Below are 18,538 nucleotides of genomic sequence, written 5' to 3'. Positions count from 1 at the left end.
TGATCCGCGGCCCTGCTCCCACGTCTGAGTCCGGGAGCTGACGGCTGCTAGGTTCGCGTGATGCACCCTGAGCTGCTGACGATCGGCCCGAGGGGGCGGCGGCTCTGCCTGAGCCTCGCCTGCGTGCTGGACGAGGCCCTTCGCCTGGCCGTGTTCGATCGCGGTTACGAGCTGGACCCCGGCAAGGGCACGTCACTACACCGGGCGATGGCGTTCTCGCCGGGGTCCACGCAAGAAGAGATGGACGCGGCACGGGCGGCCGAGGCGGCGCGTGCGATCCCGACGGTCGGCGATGTGGCCCGGCTCCTGGAGCAGGTCGACCTGCCTGCGGGCGGCGCGGCACCCACCCGGGTCGCCGAGGCGTTGGTCGAGTCCGTCTCCACCGCGATGTACTGGCAGGCGCCGCACGGCGAGGACATACTCGCCGGTCACCAGGAGCTGGATCACGGTCTCGCCCGGATCGCCACCTGGCTCGCCCCGCATGTTCCCGACTGGTGGATCGCGCCGATGGCACCGGAGCAGTGGGCCGTCAGCTGGTGGGGCCACGACCCACGCGAAGGGAAGTCTCCGAACCTCGCCGAGTGGCGGAAGCAGACGCTCGCCGAGGAGCACCGAGCGGCTACCCTGCGCCGCAAGAACCGGGTCGAGTATCCGAAGGAGGGCTGGTCCCCGACCCCCGGCCTACGGCCAGCGGAGATCGACGCCCCGATCAGCGGTGAATGGTGGTCCTTCCCGGACGGCGTGGACTCCACCCGCGCGATCGACGGTGTGCCCGCCGGGCTGGACCTCACCGAGGACGCCGGCGACGACCAGGCGCGCGCCTTCGAGGTGCAGGTGCCCGCTGGTGCCCGCGTGCTGGAGATCGACCACCCGCAGGTCTGGGCCGACCTGTGCCGGTCGCATCCACTCGAGGTAACCGACTCCCGCCGGCACGACTGGTACCGGGTCACCGGCCGGGACGGGCGCTGGGTCATCCCGGACTGGGCCGCGGTTGCCGAGCGGCACGACGCGGTGCACCTGACCACTGCCGCCTATCTCGCCGGCGCCACCCGCCCTCTGCCCGTTGATGACCACAGCGCCACGATGATCGCCGGCTGGGGCCCGGACGCGACCCACTGGCTCACCTCGGTTCAGGTAGGCGCTCCCCGGGCGTGGACCTTCGATCAGGACACGGACCGCTGGCTGCCCAACTGACGCTCCTTGCCGTAGCGCGTCAGTCGGTGTCGGGCCGGTCCTGTTCCAGCAAGGTGGTCCGCCATGCCTACGGAGTCTACGGCCGAGCCGCACCCCTGGCACCGGCTTGTGGATAACTCTCCACTGCGCCGAGCGGCCGGAGCCCGGTGGACACCGCGCCACGATGTCGGCGCCAGCACGTAGGCTCGGACCCGCCATGACCTCACTGTTCGATGACCTGCCCATGTTCGACGGCGCACCCCCGCTGGGCTCCAACTCCCACCTGCCCACCGCACCCGCGGCCGAGGAGGCCGAGAGCGGGACGCACGCTCCGCCGTCGTTGGCCGCCGAAGCGCTGCTCGAGGGCCTGAACCCGCAGCAGCGCGCCGCCGTGGAGCACGAAGGCGGGCAGCTGCTGATCATCGCCGGCGCCGGCTCGGGCAAGACCCGGGTGCTCACCCACCGGATCGCCTACCTGCTCGCCACCGGCCGCGCCCGGCCCGGGCAGATCCTCGCGATCACGTTCACCAACAAGGCCGCGGCGGAGATGCGCGAACGGGTGGCCGAGCTGGTCGGCGACCGGGCCCGGACCATGGTGGGTGTCCACGTTCCACTCGGCGTGCGTGCGGATCCTGCGCCGGGAGGCGAAAACCCTCGGACTGCGCTCCTCGTTCTCCATCTACGACGCCGCCGACTCCCAGCGGCTGATGACCCTAGTCTGCCGCGAGCTCGACCTGGACCCGAAGCGCTACCCACCGAAGATGTTCAGCCACCGGGTCTCCGACCTGAAGAACGAGCTGATCCGGACGCCTACTCCGCGTCCGTCTCCGAGTCGAACCCCTTCGAGCAGAATCTGTCCGCTGCCTACCGGCTCTACGCCGAACGGCTCCGGCAGGCGAATGCGCTCGACTTCGACGACCTGATCATGACCACGGTGAACCTGCTGCAGGCCTTCCCCGCAGTGGCCGAGCACTACCGGCGCCGATTCCGGCACATCCTGGTGGACGAGTACCAGGACACCAACCAGGCGCAGTACGTGCTGGTCCGTGAGCTCACCGGGGTTGAGCCCGACGGCGGAGCCTCACCTGCCGAGGACTCAGCGCCTTCGCTTCCGCCCGCCGAGCTCACTGTGGTCGGCGATGCCGACCAGTCCATCTATGCCTTCCGGGGTGCGACGATCCGCAACATCGTCGAGTTCGAGACCGACTATCCGCAGGCGCGCACCATCCTGCTCGAGCAGAACTACCGCTCCACACAGACCATCCTGACGGCGGCGAACTCGGTGATCTCCCGCAATCCGGACCGGCGGGCGAAGAACCTGTGGACCGACTCCGGTGCGGGGCCGCAGATCGTTGGCTACGTGGCGGACAACGAGCACGAGGAAGCCCGGTACATCGCGACGGAGATCGACCGGCTCGTGGACGCCGGGAAGATCGTGCCCGGCGAGGTGGCGATCTTCTATCGCACCAACGCCCAGTCCCGCGCGCTGGAAGAAGTGTTGATCCGGGTGGGGCTGCCGTACAAGGTGGTCGGCGGTACCCGGTTCTACGAGCGGCGCGAGATCAAGGACGCGATCGCCTACCTGCGCGCGGTGATCAACCCGGACGACTCGGTGAGTATCCGACGCATCCTGAACGTGCCCAAGCGCGGTCTGGGGGACCGCGCGGAGGCAATGCTCGCCGCGCACGCCGAACGGGAGCGGATCTCCTTCGGCGCTGCCGTGGACGACCACGAGAACGTGCTCGGCCTGGCCACCCGGTCGATGGCCAACGTGCAGTCCTTCGCCGAAATGATCACCGGGCTGCGCGAGCTCGCCGAGGGCGATGCCACGCCGGCGGAGGTGCTCGACGCTGCCCTGGACCGCTCCGGCTACCTCGCCGAGCTGCGCGCCAGCAACGACCCGCAGGACGCCTCCCGGGTGGAGAACCTGGCCGAGCTGCACGCGGTGGCCGCCGAGTTCACCACCGCCGAGCCGGACGGCGATCTGGGCGCCTTCCTGGAGCGGGTCGCCTTGGTCGCCGATGCTGACCAGATCCCGGAGAACGACGACGGTAAGGGCATGGTCACGCTGATGACCGTGCACACCGCCAAGGGGCTGGAGTTCCCGGTGGTGTTCGTCACCGGCCTCGAGGACGGCACCTTCCCGCACCAACGGTCCCTGGCCGACTCCAGCGAGCTCGCTGAGGAGCGCCGGCTCGCCTACGTCGCGCTCACCCGGGCGCGGGAGCGGCTCTACCTCACCCGCGCCGCGGTGCGCACCACCTTCGGCCTGCCGAACGAGTTCCCGGCCAGCCGGTTCCTCGCCGACGTTCCCGAGGAGCTGGTGCACTACGAGCGCGCCGAGGCATCCTCGGCCACGCTGCGGGGCGGGTCGTTCGTCGGCGGGGCGATCGGGTCGGGTACCGGGCGGCGCGGCTCCCGAGGACCGTCCCGCCCGGCGGCGCGCACCACGCGAGGCGAGGCTGCGCCGTCGTTCGGTTCAGCGACCCCGCGCGCGGACGTGCCCAGCCTGGACATCGGCGACCGGGTCACCCACGACGCCTACGGGATGGGCCGGGTAGTGGCCCTGGAAGGCTCGGGGAACAACTCCGTGGCGAAGATCGACTTCGGCGAGAGCGGCACCAAGCGCCTGCTGCTGCGCTACTCCCCGGTCACCAAACTCTGAGCGTTCACTGGCACTGATCAGTCCGCGAGGGTGGCCTTGATGTCGGGATCCGGTGGATTTGCGACATCAAGGCGACCCTCGCGGCTGACGCGTTCGCGGTTGGGGTGGGTCAGCCGATCGTGGCCGGGGCCACCTCCGGTTGCTCGGACTGGGCGGCCGGGGCGAACGGGGCAACGTCCTGCGTGCAGGTCGCCCCGTCGGTGGCCTCGAGGTCGATGAGGTAGTCCTCGATCGCCGTGTTCGCACATGCGCTCGGGGTCATCATCGTGGTGTGCCCGTAGCCCTCGACGGTCAGCATGCTCGCATTCGGCCAGAGGTCCGCATACGGCTCGGTGAACGCGTACGGCGTCGCCGGGTCGTACCGGGTGCCGATCACCAGCACGGAGGCGTCGGTGGTCTGCTCCCAGGGGCCGGTGAAGGCGTCCTCGTCATTGGCCCTGATGGTCTCGCACTGCGAACCGACCCAGGCGCGGGCCGCACCGAAATGCTCGGCCTCCTCCTCGGCGGCGTCGGCCTGCGCAGGGTAGTCGGCCAGGGTGCCCGGGTGCTCGGCATCGACACAGGTGCTCGCGATCGCCCCGCCGACCGAGGCGTAGTCCTGGAAGAACCCGATCGCGCGGAGGAAGTCCCGGATCGAGTCCACCCCACCGGACTGGGTGGAGAAGGCGCGGTTGGCCTCTGCCGGCTCGACCAGCGCCGCCAGGGTGGCGGCCAGGTCGCCCCACTGCATAGGCGAGTACATCGCCTGGAAGATGGTCATCACGGCGTCGTCGTAGCCGTACTCCATCGTCGACCCGTCCGGCAGCTCCAGGTCCACCGGGTTCTCCTTGAGCTGGTCGAACAGATCCTCGACCACCTGCTCCGGGTCACCTAGCCCGGCCAGTGCACACTGCTGGCGTCCCGCCTCTTCGCACAGCTGCAGGAACTGCTGGTAGGTCTCGTCAGTGGCCACGTGCTGGCCCATCCGCCGGCCCATGGTGCGGTCGTCGCCCTCACCGACGTACGCCTCCGGGTCCACGGTGCCGTCCAGCACCATGGTGCGGATCCGGTCCGGGAACAGCTGACCATAGGTGGCGCCGAGGAAGGTGCCGTAGGAGTAGCCCACGTAGTTCAGCTCCTCATCGCCCACGGCCTGGCGGAGCAGGTCCATGTCCCGGGCAACGTTCGCCGTCGACGAGGTGGAGATCCGGTCCCCGGAGACCGCGGTGCAGGAGATACCGAGGGCGGCGGACTGCGCGATCATCCGCCTCTCCTCGCGTTGGGTGATCGGGAAGGCATCCATCCCGGCGAGGAACTCGTTCTCCGTCTCCTGGTCCGGGAAGCAGGTCGCCGGATCGGACTGACCGACGCCGCGCGGGTCGAAGCCGATGATGTCGAACTGGGCGCGAACCTCGTCGGTGAACAGGGCATCACCCATCAGTTGCAGGTTCTGCACGCCCGGGCCGCCGGGGCCGCCGAAGTTCAGGAACAGCGACCCGATCTTGTTCTCCGGATCGGTGGCCGGCATCCGGGTCATCGCGATCTCGGTGGTCGACCCGTTCGGCTCGTCGTAGTCGCTGGGCACCTCCACGCTGGTGCAGTCGAACTGCTCCAGGCCCTCGCCACAGTCACCCCAGTTCACGTCGGGCACGGGGGCGTCTACCTGGGTTCGTTCGGCACCTGCCGATCCGCCACCGGTCGGAGCAGGTGTGGCGGCCGCAGGGACTACGGCTCCGACCATCACGATCGCGGCGGCGGCGATCGCGGCTGCTGGTGCTGATCTGAGGACCCTCTCTTTGCGTCTCATGCACCCCTTCGTAACAATTCGGTCTCAGGCTGGACAAGGGTTCAGCGTGAGGTTCACCACAGCGGCGGACGGCGCGGACGAGCGGTGTACTCCCTCCGGCCGATGTGTCTCCACCGCGTGGGGGAGATTTGGACGTAGCCGAATTCATGCGTGCACTCGTGGCCGGACTGTGGCAGAGTCCACTGCACTCGAGGGGACGGCCCCGGCCGACCTGAATGTCGAAGCGTCCGGTGGGGGCCAGGCGTGAGATCACATCTACCTGAGGGGGAAGATGTCCATCAGTCGTATTCGCAACCAGCATCGCCTGATCCGCAGCACGGTGGTGACGGCCGCTGGGCTGGGCCTGGCCCTGCTCGCCACGGCCTGTGGCACCGAGGGTCAAGATCCCGGCGGCGGCGACGCTGCGGCCGGCGGCTCGGACTCCGACGGCAGCGCGGACTCCGACGGCGGCGCGGACCCGAGCCAGGATCCGACGCAGCCCTCAGTGGAGCTAGGGGACTGGGTCGAGGTGCCTGCTGGCGCCATCGTGGTGGCGTCCACACCCGGCACCGCGGTGCTGGCCGTCGGCGAACCCGAGAACAGCGACGACGGGACGACCCGGGACGTCGCCGCGTACGACGCCGCCGGTGAAGAGCTGTGGACCTACCCCGGGGTGATCGAGGACTACTACGAGCCGACCACGCTCGCCACCGAGGCAGGGGTCGCTGTGCTCACTCCGGACGGGGACAGCAGCGCGCTGACGATGCTGGACTGGGCCTCCGGTGAGGAGCTGTGGAGCCTGTCCGCCGAGGACCTGGGCGGCTGTGATCCGTGGCGGTTCAGCGCTCTTCCGGCCGCGGAGGTGGTGTCGATGACGTCCGACGGGCCGCCGTGCGCGGGTACTGAACCGGACCGTGCCGGGGTCATCACCCTGGACGCCGCCAGCGGCGAGGTGCGCGAGGAGCACCTGCCCAGCGCCGGCACCGTGCAGACCACCGATGCCCTGGCTACCGATGAGGTGTGGAGCGCCGAGGTGACCGACGAGGCGCTCACCGTGCAACGGTTCGACCCGGCCAGCGGCGAGGTCGATGCCCGGGAGATCGGCTGGCAGGTTCCAGCAGCGGAGGAACTGCGGCCGGAGAACGAGAACGAGGAGCTCCGGGTCAGCCAGGTGACAGCCGATCTGGCCATCCTGCAGCTCTGGGGCACTGAGGGCGTCAGCGCGTCGGCCCTGCTGGACTGGACCAGCGAGGACGATCCGGAGACCCTGCTGCAGCCCGCAGACGACGTAGCGCCCTGCTTCGGTGACGGACTCGCGGCCCCGGACGCCGCCGTCGACGGGTGCCTGCGGGTGGACCTCTCCACCGAGGACGCACCGGTGCAGTCCCTCGGATTTGACGGCGAGGAGCGTTGGAGCGTGCCCGGTCAGTCCGGCCTGGACATGGAGGTGCCTGCTCAGGTGGATCCGATCCCTGCCGGCGAGCGGAACGCGTGGGTAGTCTCCACGGGCGACGACCTGCTCACCGCCCTGGACGCCCAGACCGGTGAGGAGCTGTGGGTGGCCGGTGACGGAGAGGGCGCGGGCTTTCTGACCCTCGGGCATGTCAGCGAGGCCGGTGTGCTGACCGCTGTGGTCACCTCACCGGATGGGCCGCAGGGGCAGCTGCTGCGCATCGACACCAGCACCGGGGAGGAGATCGACCGGCAGGACGTCACCGCCGGGTGGCTCTCCAGCACGGACTCCGCTGCGGTGCTCAGCTCGCAGAACGAGGAGCAGCCGAGTCTGCTCACCGTGGCGCAGGGCAGCTGAGGCGCAGCGGCTCAGGCGCGCTCCGGCGTGTGCCCGCAGCCTGGCGGGCGCTGGACCGTATCCTGAGGCTGGTGGTCATTCTCGAGGAAGGGGAACGGTGTGACCCCTAGGGATGGGGCGGCCGAGAGCTCGACAGCACAGTCTGGTCACATCCACGGCCTGGACGGACTGCGTTCCGTGGCGATCCTGGCTGTGCTGGTGTTCCACCTGCGCCCGCTCAGCCTGCCCGGTGGTTACCTGGGCGTGGACGTCTTCTTCGTCATCTCCGGGTTCCTGATCACCACGTTGCTGGTGCGCGAGCTGCGGAAGAACCACAAGCTCGACCTGCGTTCCTTCTGGACCCGCCGTGCCCGCCGGCTGTTGCCCGCTCTGGCCACCGTGGTGGTGGTCTCGGTGGTGCTGGCGCTGTTCGCCGGCAACGACCTGCTCGTGCACATCGAGCGGCAGGTGATCGGCGCACTCACCTTCTCCAACAACTGGTTGGAGATCAGCGCCGGCTCGAGCTATTTCAACACCACCTCGCCCCAGCTGTTCGTGAACTTCTGGTCGCTGGCGGTGGAGGAACAGTTCTACCTGATCTGGCCGCTGGCGTTCATCATCCTGATGGCCACAACCCGCACCGGCCGGCAGCGGGTCGGCATCCTGCTCGGCCTGGCGGCCGCCTCGGCCATCCTGATGGCGGTGTTGTTCACCCCCGGGCAGGACGCGACCCGGGTCTACTACGGCACGGACACCCATGCGTTCGGTCTGATGATCGGGGCCGCGATGGCCATCAGCGCCGCCTCGGAGTCCTGGAACATCTTCGCCCAGCGGTGGTACGCCCGCTCCCGGGTGCTGCTCGGCATCGCCGGACTGGTGGGCCTGGTGGTGCTGATGTTCTGGTTGGAGCCGTCCAGCTCATTTGCCTACCGCGGCGGCATCCTGCTCGCCTCGATCTGCACGGCACTGGTGATCGGCGCCTTCCCCGGCCGGCGGAACGCGCTGCGGGCCTTCTTCGACCTCCCCCCACTGGTGTGGATCGGCCAGCGCTCCTATGGCATCTACATGTGGCACTGGCCGGTGATCCTGCTGCTCGCAGCGTTCACCCCGGCCGTGGCCCCGGACAGTCTCGGTAGCTGGCTGCAGCGCGGCGCTGCCCTGGTGCTGAGCATCGCGCTCGCAGCGGCCTCGTTCCGATGGATCGAGAACCCGGTCCGCCGGAACGGTTTCAGGGAGACCTTCCGCCGCATCGGTGGCGCGATCGCAGCCCCCGGCCGGCTCACCTCCGCCCGGATCGGTGCCGGGGTGACCGTCGCTTGCCTGGCCCTGTTCGGTGTGGCCATCGGCACGGCGCCGGACCGGTCCCAGGTAGAGATAGCGATGGACGAAGCAGCCGGGCTGGTCAGTGGCGGTACGGCGGCCGATCCGGGAACTGGTGCCTCCGGTGAGGAGCAGGCCGGCGAGGGTGCCGGCGAGGATTCCGGTGCGACCGATGGTGAGCAGGAATCCGGCGATGGTGAGGACGAGTCCGGCGGCAGCGGTGACGCGGAGAGCGGTGACTCCGACGGGGCCGGTGACTCCGAAGGCTCCAGTGACTCCGAAGGCTCCGGCGGCTCCGAGGACTCCGAGGGATCGAACGGTTCCGGGGGTTCCGGTGACGACGGCAGCAGCTCGGGCGGCGGGGACGCCGCTGACGAGATCTCCGGCTTCGGTGACTCGATGATGTACGTGGCTGCGCCGGGGCTGACCGAAGCCTTCCCGGAGATGAACATCGATGCCGTCTCCAACCGGCAGTGGCCGGACGTGCAGGCAGCCGTCGAGAACGCGATCGACGACGATTCGATCGGTGACGTGGTGATCATCGCCGCCGGCACCAACGCCGGCGTGCGCGACCAGGAGATCGTGCGCGAGACACTCGACGACATCGGGCCCGAGCGCGAGGTGGTGCTGGTGAACATCTACGGCGCCAGCTCCTGGGTGCCGGAGTCGAACGAGAACCTCGAGGAGATCGCTGCCGACTACCCGAACGTGGTGGTCGCGGACTGGAACACCGCCGCCACCGAGCATCCGGACCAGCTGCAGCCGGACAACATCCACCCGGACATGGAGGGGATGCACCTCTACGCGGATGTGGTCGAGGCCGCCCTCTCCGAGCTCGCCGGCTGACACCGACCTCAGCGCCCTGCTCTGCTGCCCGCACCGTGGGGCACGTCACCTGCCGACGGAAGCCCGGGATTTCGCTCGCGCGGTACCCTTCTCAGGAAAGTCTCGATGTCGAGGCATCGAGGACGGCGCGTGAGACGAAGGGCGAGGCGCAGGTGGACCTGTTCGAGTACCAGGCACGAGATCTGTTCGAGAAGCATGGGGTTCCGGTGCTGGCTGGCATCGTCGCCACGACCCCCGAGGAGGCCCGCGCCGCGGCTGAGCAGATGCTCGGCGCCGGTAGCAGCGTGGTCGTGGTCAAGGCTCAGGTGAAGGTCGGTGGCCGCGGCAAGGCCGGTGGGGTGAAGGTGGCCAAGTCCGCCGATGAGGCCGCTGAGCGCGCCGGCGAGATCCTCGGCATGGACATCAAGGGGCACACCGTGCACCGGGTGATGATCGCCGCCGGTGCGGAGATCGCCGAGGAGTACTACTTCTCCGTGCTGCTGGACCGCGCGGAGCGCCGCTACCTGGCCATGGCCAGCGTCGAGGGCGGTGTGGAGATCGAGCAGCTCGCCGTCGAGCGTCCCGAGGCCCTCGCCAAGGTGGCCATCGACCCGCTGGTCGGCATCGACGCGGCGAAGGCCGCCGAGATCGTTCGCGAGGCCCGGTTCGAGGCCGGAACGGCGGAGAAGGTCGCCGCCGTGATCCAGCAGCTGTGGACCGTGTTCACCGCGGAGGACGCCACCCTGGTGGAGGTCAACCCGCTGGTGAAGACCGGCGCGGGTGACATCGTCGCCCTGGACGGGAAGGTGTCGCTGGACGCCAACGCCGACTTCCGCCATCCGGAGCACGCCGAGCTCGAGGACGCGGAGGCCGCAGACCCGCTGGAGGCCAAGGCCGCCGAGAACGACCTGAACTACGTCAAGCTGGACGGACAGGTCGGCATCATCGGTAACGGCGCCGGCCTGGTGATGTCCACCCTGGACGTGGTCGCCTACGCCGGAGAGGCCCACGGCGGCGTCAAGCCCGCGAACTTCCTGGACATCGGCGGCGGCGCCAACGCCCAGGTGATGGCCGCCGGCCTGGACGTGATCCTCGGTGACGAGCAGGTGAAGAGCGTGTTCGTGAACGTCTTCGGCGGGATCACCGCCTGCGACGAGGTCGCGAACGGCATCGTTGGTGCCCTGGACCTGCTCGGCGAGGCCGCGACCAAACCGCTGGTGGTCCGCCTGGACGGCAACAACGTCGACCTCGGGCGCAAGATCCTCAACGATCGCGCCCACCCGCTGGTCACCCTGGCCGAGACCATGGACGGCGGGGCCGACAAGGCCGCCGAGCTGGCCCACGCCTGAGCCGCCCCAGAAGCCGAGAGAGAAACACACAGACATGTCGATCTACCTGAACTCTGACTCCAAGATCATCGTCCAGGGCATCACCGGCGGGATGGGTGCCAAGCACACCGCGCTGATGCTGGACGCTGGCTCGAACATCGTCGGCGGCGTGAACGCGCGCAAGGCCGGCACCACGGTGAGCCACAAGGATCACCAGGGCAACGACGTCACGCTGCCCGTGTACGGCACCGTGGCTGAGGCGATGGCCGAGACCGGGGCGAACGTCTCCGTGGCGTTCGTACCGCCGGCGTTCACCAAGGACGCCGCGATCGAGGCCATCGACGCCGGTATCGAGCTGCTCGTGGTGATCACCGAAGGCGTGCCGGTGCAGGACAGTGCCGAAGTATTCGCCTACCTCGAGGGCAAGAAGACCCGGATGATCGGTCCGAACTGCCCGGGAATCATCACCCCCGGGGAGTCCCTGGCCGGGATCACCCCGCACACGATCACCGGGAAGGGCCCGATCGGACTGGTGTCCAAGTCCGGCACGCTCACCTACCAGATGATGTACGAGCTCAAGGAGTTCGGCTTCTCCACCGCCATCGGCATCGGCGGCGACCCGGTGATCGGCACCACCCACATCGACGCACTCGCGGCCTTCGAGGACGACCCGGAGACCGACGTGATCGTGATGATCGGTGAGATCGGCGGCGACGCCGAGGAACGGGCCGCCGAGTACATCAAGGCCCACGTCACCAAGCCGGTGGTCGGCTACGTGGCCGGGTTCACTGCCCCGGAGGGTAAGACCATGGGTCACGCCGGTGCGATCGTGTCCGGGTCCTCCGGCACCGCGCAGGCGAAGCAGGAAGCCCTCGAGGCGGTCGGGGTGAAGGTCGGGAAGACCCCGTCCCACGCCGCTGAGCTGGTCAAGGAGATCCTCTCCGCCTGACCCATCACCGCTCGACACGCCGCCCCGGCACACCAGCGCTGGGGCGGCGTTGGCGCACCATGAGGGAGTGAGTACCTCGACCAGTGCGCGCCGGGTGGTCGAACCCGCCGGCGCGACCCCCCGCGTGCAGCTCCCGGACCAGTGGTTGCGTGGTCTGCTCGCCGGTGGTGAGGCCGCGGTGCTGAGCTGGCTGGTGGTTGCGATCCCGGCGATCGCCACCTACGTGGCCACGGCCTCCTCACCGGAACTCGGCTCGGCCGGCTGGCTCGAGGCGGCCCGGGTCGGCACCGCCACCTGGCTGCTCGGCCATGGCGCGAGCATCACGCTGGCGGACCTGACGATCACCCTGATGCCGCTGGGTATCACTCTGGTGGCTCTGGGCGTGCTGGCCGCCTCGGTCCGCCGGGCCCGCCTGGGTTCGTGGGCCACCGGCGTCTTCGCCGCCGTCGGTTACCTCGCACTCACGACGGCGTTCGTCACCTTCGCGGCTACGCCGGGAGCTGGGCGTGGGCTGCTCGGGGCCGTCCTGGTGACGGTGTGCGGGGTGAGCCTCGGGCTGCGCGGGGTGCCGGCGCCGTCTTGGTGGGTGAAGGCCAAGGCGAGACTTCCCGCCTGGGCGCGTGACGCCGTCGGGCTGGGCTGGCGGATCGCCCTGGTGCACGTCGGCGTGGCCGCCGTGGCGACCACCTGGATGGTGGTTACCGGCTTCGGAACGATCCGGGAGGTGCACGATCAGCTTGGCCCGGACGTCGTCAGCGCGGTGGTGCTGGTGCTCGCGCAGCTGCTCGTGTTGCCGAACCTGATGCTCTGGGTGGCGGCCTATCTGCTCGGGCCCGGGTTCGCCGTGGGCGCGGACACGGTCTTCGCCCCGAGTGGGATCGAGGCGGGGCCCGTGCCGCTGGTTCCGCTGCTCGGCGCGCTGCCGGACCCGGACGGACTGCTCGGCCAGCTGCCGGTACTCGGCCTGGTCGGCCTGCTCGCCGGTCTGGCGGCCGGGGTGTGGATGGCGCGCCGGCTGCGCCAACGTGGTGCGCTGAGCATGCTCGGCGCCGTCGTGGGTGGCGCGGTGCTCGCCGGGCTGGTGCTCGGCGGGCTGAGCGCGCTGGCCGCCGGGGGAGTGGGTCCGGGCCGGATGGCCACGATGGGTGCCGACTGGCTCGCCACCGGGATCGCGATGGCCTGGCAGGGCGCACTCGGCGCCGGTGTGGTGATCGTGCTCGCCCACCCGATCACCGCTTCCGGTCTGCGCCGGCTGCGCGCGGCGGCGGGCGTCTGGTGGGAGCAGGTCACCGGGACGAGAAAGTGACCCGCCCTAGTCTGATATGCGACTGAGGTGGATCTAAAGGGGGGGCAGGAGAACCCATGACTGGTGTTCGAACATTGACCTATTTCATTGCGGCGACGATCGACGGGTTTGTCGCAGGACCTGGGGGAAACGATCCGACGGGTGCCGGCGGCTTCTGGCCACTGACCGACGACTACATCCAGTTCCTCGCGCAGGAGTATCCCGAGACGCTGCCCGCCGCCGGCCGGGAGGCGCTCGGAGTCTCAGCGCAGGGGACCCGCTTCGACACCGTGCTGGAGGGTCGCCGATCCTATGAGCTGGGTCTGGCCGCCGGCGTCCGGGACGCCTATCCACATCTGCGACACCTGGTGTTCTCGACAACTCTGGAATCCGTATCCGATCCCGTCGAACTGGTCCGGCATGACCCGGTTGAGCGTGTTCGTGCCTTGAAGACCGAACCAGGAAAGGGCCTCTGGCTGGTCGGAGGAGGATCTCTCGCGTCTACGCTTCGATCCGAGATCGACCAACTGATCGTCAAGCTCAGCCCGGTCACGATCGGCACGGGGGTTCCGCTCTGGGGCGCCGAGGCGACATTCGAGCTGAGCACGTGGACGAGGGCCGATGTGACGCCACTGCCCGGGGGCACGACTGTGCTCCACTACGAGCGAGCGCAAGCGGAGTAGCACGCCCGCATCTGCGGCATCATGCGAGCCTGGCGTCGCCACCTAGGTCTTGGGTGCGGGGGAGCCGCAGCCTGTCGAGGCGCCGAGCGCGACCGCGACGGTGAGGAGTCCGGCGCAGTTGCCATTTCGCCTGCGATTGATTCGCCGCGATCCCCCTCGATCTCGTCCGGGCTCAGTCCACGGCGGGGTTGAGCCGCTCCTGCAGCGCCTGGTCGTAGGCGTCGGTGCACGCCTGCTCGGACTGCACGGTCAACGCTCGGTCCATGCACTCCTGGTGTGTGACCTGCTCGTTCCACATGGTCAGCAGCGTCAGCGAGCTCAGCGCGAGCATCGTCGCGATGGCTACACCCAGCATCAGGAACACCGAGGCGAAGGTGGTCATCCCCACCTTGCGGTAGGTGATCAGCGCTCGCACGCCCAGGTACACCGCGAGCAGCCCAGCCGCCGGCGCCACTAGCTGCCAGGGGATCGGCCAGCGCATCGCCAGCATCGCCACCAGCAGTGCGGCCCCGAACTTCAGCACGCTCTTGCCGGCGGCTGCCGCCTCCTCCGGAGTCGGGGGCTTGCGCTCGGGGCGCTGCTGCCGAGGGTCCTGCCGGCGCCGCGGATCGGCGCGGGGATCCAAAGGCCGTCGCGGGTCGTGCGCGTGCGGGTCTTGCCAACCCGGCCCCTGCTCCGGTCCCTGTTCGCCGTCCTGCCCATTCTCCGGACGCCGGCGCACCGGTGGCGGCGCCGACGGGTCGGGCGGGGCATACGGGTTGCGCACGAGGCTCCTTTGGTGATCGGGACTATGGCCATTCTCCCAGATGCCCACCGCTGCACTACGCTCGCTGCCTGTGAAGTCCACGCGCATCGTCGTTCTCATCTCCGGCGGCGGCTCCAACCTGGCTGCCCTGCTCGCCGCGGCCGAGGACCCCGCCTATGGCGCGCAGATCGTGGCCGTGGGCGCGGACCGCCCCAGCGCCGCTGGTCTCCAGCTCGCCGCCGATGCCGGGGTGCCCACCTTCATCTGCCGGCTCGGCGACTATCCCGAACGCACCGACTGGGACGTGGCCCTGGCGGCGGAGGTGGCGGCGCACGAACCGGATCTGGTGATCTCCGCCGGGTTCCTCAAGCTCGCCGGCCCCGCGTTCCTGGCGGCATTCGGCGGCCGCTACCTGAACACGCACAACTCGCTGCTGCCCGCCTTCCCCGGCATCCATGGCCCGCGGGACGCCCTGGAGTACGGGGTGAAGGTAGCCGGTGCCACCCTGTTCGTGGTGGACGAGGGCGTGGACACCGGGGTGATCGTGGCCCAGGTGACGGTGCCGGTGCGCGATGACGACACCGAGGAGACCCTCACCGAGCGGATCAAGGTGGCCGAGCGCGCACAGCTGGTGGAGTGCACCGGGCGGCTGGCCCGCGAGGGCTGGCGGGTGCAGGGCCGCCGGGTGCTGATCGGCTGACCGCGCCCCGCCCGGGCCCGCGCCCCTGCACGCGCATCTGAGTACCGATTGGACATCTGAGTACCGAAATTCCGGTCCTCAGATGTTCAGACGGTACTCAGACGATCGGATAGTGGGGTCAGCGGCGGAAGCGGAGCGTGCGCACCTCGAATGGGCGCAGCTGCACCTCGATACCCGCGCTCGAGCCATCATCCGCACCTGCATCGGAGCCGCCGCCTGCACGTGCACCGTCGGCGTCGCCCGCACTCGCGCGGTCACCTGCCGCACCTGCGCTCCCGCCCGCCGCGCCCGCGCCCGGCCCGCCCACCGGCTCTAGCTCGCGCTCCAGCAGGTCGGTGACCACCACCTCGCGGCAGTCGAAGTCGGCGTGCACCCGTGCCTCGGCCCGCCCACCGAGCGCCTCGTACAGCCGCACCACCACGTCGCCGCTACGGTCCTCGGCCAGCTTCACCGACTCCACCAGCACGCCCTCGCCATCCACTCGGACCAGCGGCTGCACCGGCCCGGCCCCGGTCACAGTGCGCGCGGGCAGGTTCGCCCGGTAGCCGGCGGCCACCGCCTCGGCGATCCCGGCCCCGGCGTGCACCAGTGTGGTGAAGGTGTGCCGGCCCTGGTCGGCCTCCGGGTCCGGGTACAGCGGCGCCTTCAGCAGCGACTGGCGCACCAAGGTCGCCGGCCCCTCGTCGCTCACCGGCAGCGGCCCGGGCGCGGTGTCGGCCGGATCGGGCATCGGGGCCCGCACTCGGGTCACGTCGTGGCCGTAGCTGGCGTCGTTCGCGACCGCCACCCCGAATCCGGCCTCACCCACATGCACCCAGCGGTGCGCGCAGATCTCGAACTTCGCCGCGTCCCAGGAGGTGTTCGTGTGCGTGGGCCGGCGCACGTACCCGAACTGGGTCTCCGCCGCCGAGGAGTCTGCATGCACCGCTAACGGGAAGCCCAGCTTGAGCAGCTTCTGCCGTTCGTGCCAGTCCACCTCGGTCTCGATCTGCAGCACCGGATCCCCGCGGCGCACCGTGAGCACCTGCTCGAAGGTCGACGCCCCGAAGGTCCGCCGTACCCGCACGCTCATCGCCTCCGAATCCTCGGCGCTCACTTCGACCGAGTCAGCCGAGGTCAGGTCGGTGGCCACCCGCCGGTGCTCCACATCGGTGTCCCAGGCATCCCATTGCCGCGGTACGTCCCGGTGCACGGTGAGCAGGTTCCCGGCCATCCCCGCCGCGATCGCCTCCCGCCCGCTGGGCAGCTGCACCAGGGACGTGACCAGGCCGCGCTCGTCGATGCGCACCCGCAGCAGCCCGTTGTCGATTTCCACAGCGCCGCCGGCACGGACCAGCTCCACCTCCGCCCCGTCGGCTACGGCCGGCACGCCGCCGGCCCCCGCAGGCACGCCACGCACCGCCAGCGGTCCGGCGTTCAGCAGCACCTGCTGCTCACCCTGACCGGCGACGGCGGTACTCGCCTGCTCGATCACGCTCTCCAGGTCCTGGCTCACCTGGGCATAGCTCGCCTCGGCGTCCCGGTACACCCAGCCGATCGAGCTGCCGGGCAGGATGTCGTGGAACTGGTTCAGCAGCACCGTGTGCCAGCTGCGCTCCAGCACGTCGTAGGGGTAGTCGGCGCCGGTGCGGACCGCGGCGGTTGCCGCCCACAGCTCGGCCTCCCGGAGCAGGTGCTCACTGCGCCGGTTACCCCGTTTGGTGCGCGCCTGGGAGGTGTAGGTGCCCCGGTGGAACTCCAGGTACATCTCTCCGGTCCAGGTGCCCAGGTCGGCCGGCACCTCGGCCTGGGTGGCGGCGAAGAACGCCACGGGTGAGTCCATCCGGACCCGGGGCACGCCGTCGAGATCGGCGTACCGCCTGGCCCGGGCGAGCATCTCCCGGGACGGGCCACCTCCGCCGTCGCCATACCCGAACGGCACGATCGAGGACGACGCCATGGCCTTGTCCGCGAAATTGCGTTCGGCATGGCGCAGCTCCGCCGCGGACAGCTCGGAGTTGTAGGTGTCCACCGGCGGGAAGTGGGTGAGCACCCGGGAGCCGTCGATGCCCTCCCACCAGAAGGTGTGGTGCGGCATCTTGTCGGACTCGTTCCAGCTCAGCTTCTGGGAGAGGAACCACTGCGCTCCGGCCAATCGCGCGAGCTGCGGCAGCGCCCCGGAGTAGCCGAACGAGTCCGGCAGCCACACGTCCCGGGTCTCCACACCGAAGTGCTCCAGGAAGAACCGCTTCCCGGCCACCAGCTGGCGGACGAACGCTTCACCGCCGGGCATGTTCGTGTCCGACTCCACCCACATCGACCCGACCGGCACCCACCGGCCCTCGGCGACCCGCGCCTTGATCCGCTCGAACAGCTGCGGGTAGTGCTCGGCGATCCACGCGTACTGCTGTGCCGAGGAGCACGCGAACACGAAGTCCGGGTCCTCCTCCATCAGAGCCAGCACGTTGGCGAACGTCCGCGCGCACTTGCGGATCGTCTCCCGGGTGGGCCACAGCCAGGCGGAGTCGATGTGCGCATGCCCGACCGCTACCGCCTCGTGGGTGCCCTCAGCGGCGCGCACCGCCAGCACCGGCGCCAGCCGCCCGCGAGCCGCCGCAGCGCTGCCCGGTACGTCCTCGGGGTCCACCAGATCCACGGCCTGGTCCAGGGCGCGCAGCACCTGAGCGCGGCGGGTGGAGTCCTCACCCAGCTCCCGGGCGAGCTCGACCAATGCCGTGACGTCCGCGAGCAGCTCGGCCACTTCCGAATCCCGCAGCACCAGGTCCACGTGCCCCAGCGTGTACAACGGCCCCTGCTCGCGTGCCTCCGGCACTCCCAGCGCGGTGGGGCGGAAGTCGTCGAAGTTGCTCACGTCCGGGTTGCCTGCGGCTTCGATGTAGATCTCGACGGCGGCGCGCGGGTCGTCCAGGACCACCCGCTGGTTCCGAGGCGAGATCGCCTCCACGATCGCCCCGTCCGGGGTGTAGACCAGCCCCTCGGCCTGGAAGCCGGGCCCGGAGCCGGTGAAGCCGAGGTCCACCGCCAGTTCGATCCGGTGCCGGTCGTCGGTGGGCCAGTGCGCCGGCGCCTGGCCCCGGGCGTGCAGCCAGGTGGTGCTCCACGGCGCGCCCCAGGCCATCCGTGCCGCGGCCGGGGCGTAGGTCTGGCCGGTGGCCTCGGCGAACGGCACGGGTTCTCCGGGCGCCTCCCACGCGGTCAGCTCGAGCGGACGGCGGTCGGCGATCACGGCGGGCTGCAGGCGCTCGCGGACCAGACGGTCGACACGGCGCAGGATCAGAGTGGCGGAGGTGTGCATCGGGTCCTCAGGTGGA

At 70.0% G+C, this 18,538-nt stretch carries 12 protein-coding genes; 9 read left to right on the top strand and 3 right to left on the bottom strand.

Going from position 1 to position 18,538, the window contains the following annotated elements; genetic code table 11:
• The first annotated feature begins 60 nt into the window (after positions 1-60).
• Together FU260_RS18655 and FU260_RS18650 are read left to right on the top strand one after the other, a co-directional pair.
• On the top strand, positions 61-1,194 hold the full coding sequence (locus tag FU260_RS18655; protein ID WP_147918409.1) for a hypothetical protein: 1,134 nt from the start codon (positions 61-63) through the stop codon (positions 1,192-1,194).
• 196 nt (positions 1,195-1,390) lie between these two features.
• Positions 1,391-3,838, top strand: a complete 2,448-nt coding sequence (locus tag FU260_RS18650) for a 3'-5' exonuclease (protein WP_425328559.1) — start codon at positions 1,391-1,393, stop codon at positions 3,836-3,838.
• Between the two features lie 109 nt (positions 3,839-3,947).
• Here FU260_RS18650 and FU260_RS18645 read toward each other — a convergent pair whose 3' ends face one another.
• Positions 3,948-5,624: an alpha/beta hydrolase gene (locus FU260_RS18645; RefSeq protein ID WP_147918408.1), complete on the bottom strand. Its 1,677-nt coding sequence runs from the start codon at positions 5,622-5,624 to the stop codon at positions 3,948-3,950.
• A gap of 271 nt (positions 5,625-5,895) precedes the next feature.
• Here FU260_RS18645 and FU260_RS18640 point away from each other — a divergent pair, with 271 nt between their 5' ends.
• From FU260_RS18640 to FU260_RS18615, 6 genes are all read left to right on the top strand, one after another.
• Positions 5,896-7,413, top strand: a complete 1,518-nt coding sequence (locus FU260_RS18640) for an outer membrane protein assembly factor BamB family protein (protein ID WP_147918407.1) — start codon at positions 5,896-5,898, stop codon at positions 7,411-7,413.
• Positions 7,414-7,512: 99 nt separating this feature from the next.
• Positions 7,513-9,558, top strand: coding sequence for an acyltransferase family protein (locus tag FU260_RS18635; protein WP_147918406.1), 2,046 nt, complete (start codon positions 7,513-7,515; stop codon positions 9,556-9,558).
• A gap of 152 nt (positions 9,559-9,710) precedes the next feature.
• Positions 9,711-10,886: an ADP-forming succinate--CoA ligase subunit beta gene (sucC, locus tag FU260_RS18630; RefSeq protein ID WP_147918405.1), complete on the top strand. Its 1,176-nt coding sequence runs from the start codon at positions 9,711-9,713 to the stop codon at positions 10,884-10,886.
• 34 nt (positions 10,887-10,920) lie between these two features.
• Positions 10,921-11,814 (top strand): succinate--CoA ligase subunit alpha, encoded by an 894-nt coding sequence (sucD, locus tag FU260_RS18625; protein WP_147918404.1) that lies wholly within the window; start codon positions 10,921-10,923, stop codon positions 11,812-11,814.
• Positions 11,815-11,881: 67 nt separating this feature from the next.
• Entirely contained in the window at positions 11,882-13,120 is a 1,239-nt protein-coding gene (locus FU260_RS18620; protein ID WP_147918403.1) for a cell division protein PerM, read from the top strand.
• Positions 13,121-13,176: 56 nt separating this feature from the next.
• A complete protein-coding gene (locus FU260_RS18615) occupies positions 13,177-13,782 on the top strand; it encodes a dihydrofolate reductase family protein (protein WP_147918402.1) in 606 nt (201 codons plus the stop codon).
• A 172-nt stretch (positions 13,783-13,954) separates the two neighbouring features.
• Here FU260_RS18615 and FU260_RS18610 read toward each other — a convergent pair whose 3' ends face one another.
• Positions 13,955-14,548: a DUF3995 domain-containing protein gene (locus FU260_RS18610; RefSeq protein ID WP_147918401.1), complete on the bottom strand. Its 594-nt coding sequence runs from the start codon at positions 14,546-14,548 to the stop codon at positions 13,955-13,957.
• A gap of 40 nt (positions 14,549-14,588) precedes the next feature.
• Here FU260_RS18610 and purN point away from each other — a divergent pair, with 40 nt between their 5' ends.
• Positions 14,589-15,227: a phosphoribosylglycinamide formyltransferase gene (gene purN, locus FU260_RS18605; protein ID WP_147918400.1), complete on the top strand. Its 639-nt coding sequence runs from the start codon at positions 14,589-14,591 to the stop codon at positions 15,225-15,227.
• A gap of 118 nt (positions 15,228-15,345) precedes the next feature.
• Here purN and FU260_RS18600 read toward each other — a convergent pair whose 3' ends face one another.
• Positions 15,346-18,522 carry an alpha-mannosidase gene (locus FU260_RS18600; RefSeq protein WP_147918399.1) on the bottom strand — a complete coding sequence of 1,059 codons (3,177 nt, stop codon included), beginning with the start codon at positions 18,520-18,522 and terminating at the stop codon, positions 15,346-15,348.
• Between the last annotated feature and the right edge of the window lie 16 nt (positions 18,523-18,538).

It is taken from the genome of Ruania zhangjianzhongii (genome assembly GCF_008000995.1).
Taxonomy (GTDB): domain Bacteria; phylum Actinomycetota; class Actinomycetes; order Actinomycetales; family Beutenbergiaceae; genus Ruania; species Ruania zhangjianzhongii.
This window is presented reverse-complemented; position numbering and strand designations above follow the sequence as displayed.

Bases quoted from the DNA above. Each gene is read 5' to 3' on its own strand.
- FU260_RS18655 (WP_147918409.1), top strand. From the start codon at position 61: ATGCACCCTGAGCTGCTGACGATCGGCCCGAGGGGGCGGCGGCTCTGC.
- FU260_RS18650 (WP_425328559.1), top strand. From the start codon at position 1,391: ATGACCTCACTGTTCGATGACCTGCCCATGTTCGACGGCGCACCCCCG.
- FU260_RS18645 (WP_147918408.1), bottom strand. From the start codon at position 5,624: ATGAGACGCAAAGAGAGGGTCCTCAGATCAGCACCAGCAGCCGCGATC.
- FU260_RS18640 (WP_147918407.1), top strand. From the start codon at position 5,896: ATGTCCATCAGTCGTATTCGCAACCAGCATCGCCTGATCCGCAGCACG.
- sucD (WP_147918404.1), top strand. From the start codon at position 10,921: ATGTCGATCTACCTGAACTCTGACTCCAAGATCATCGTCCAGGGCATC.
- FU260_RS18615 (WP_147918402.1), top strand. From the start codon at position 13,177: ATGACTGGTGTTCGAACATTGACCTATTTCATTGCGGCGACGATCGAC.
- purN (WP_147918400.1), top strand. From the start codon at position 14,589: ATGCCCACCGCTGCACTACGCTCGCTGCCTGTGAAGTCCACGCGCATC.
- FU260_RS18600 (WP_147918399.1), bottom strand. From the start codon at position 18,522: ATGCACACCTCCGCCACTCTGATCCTGCGCCGTGTCGACCGTCTGGTC.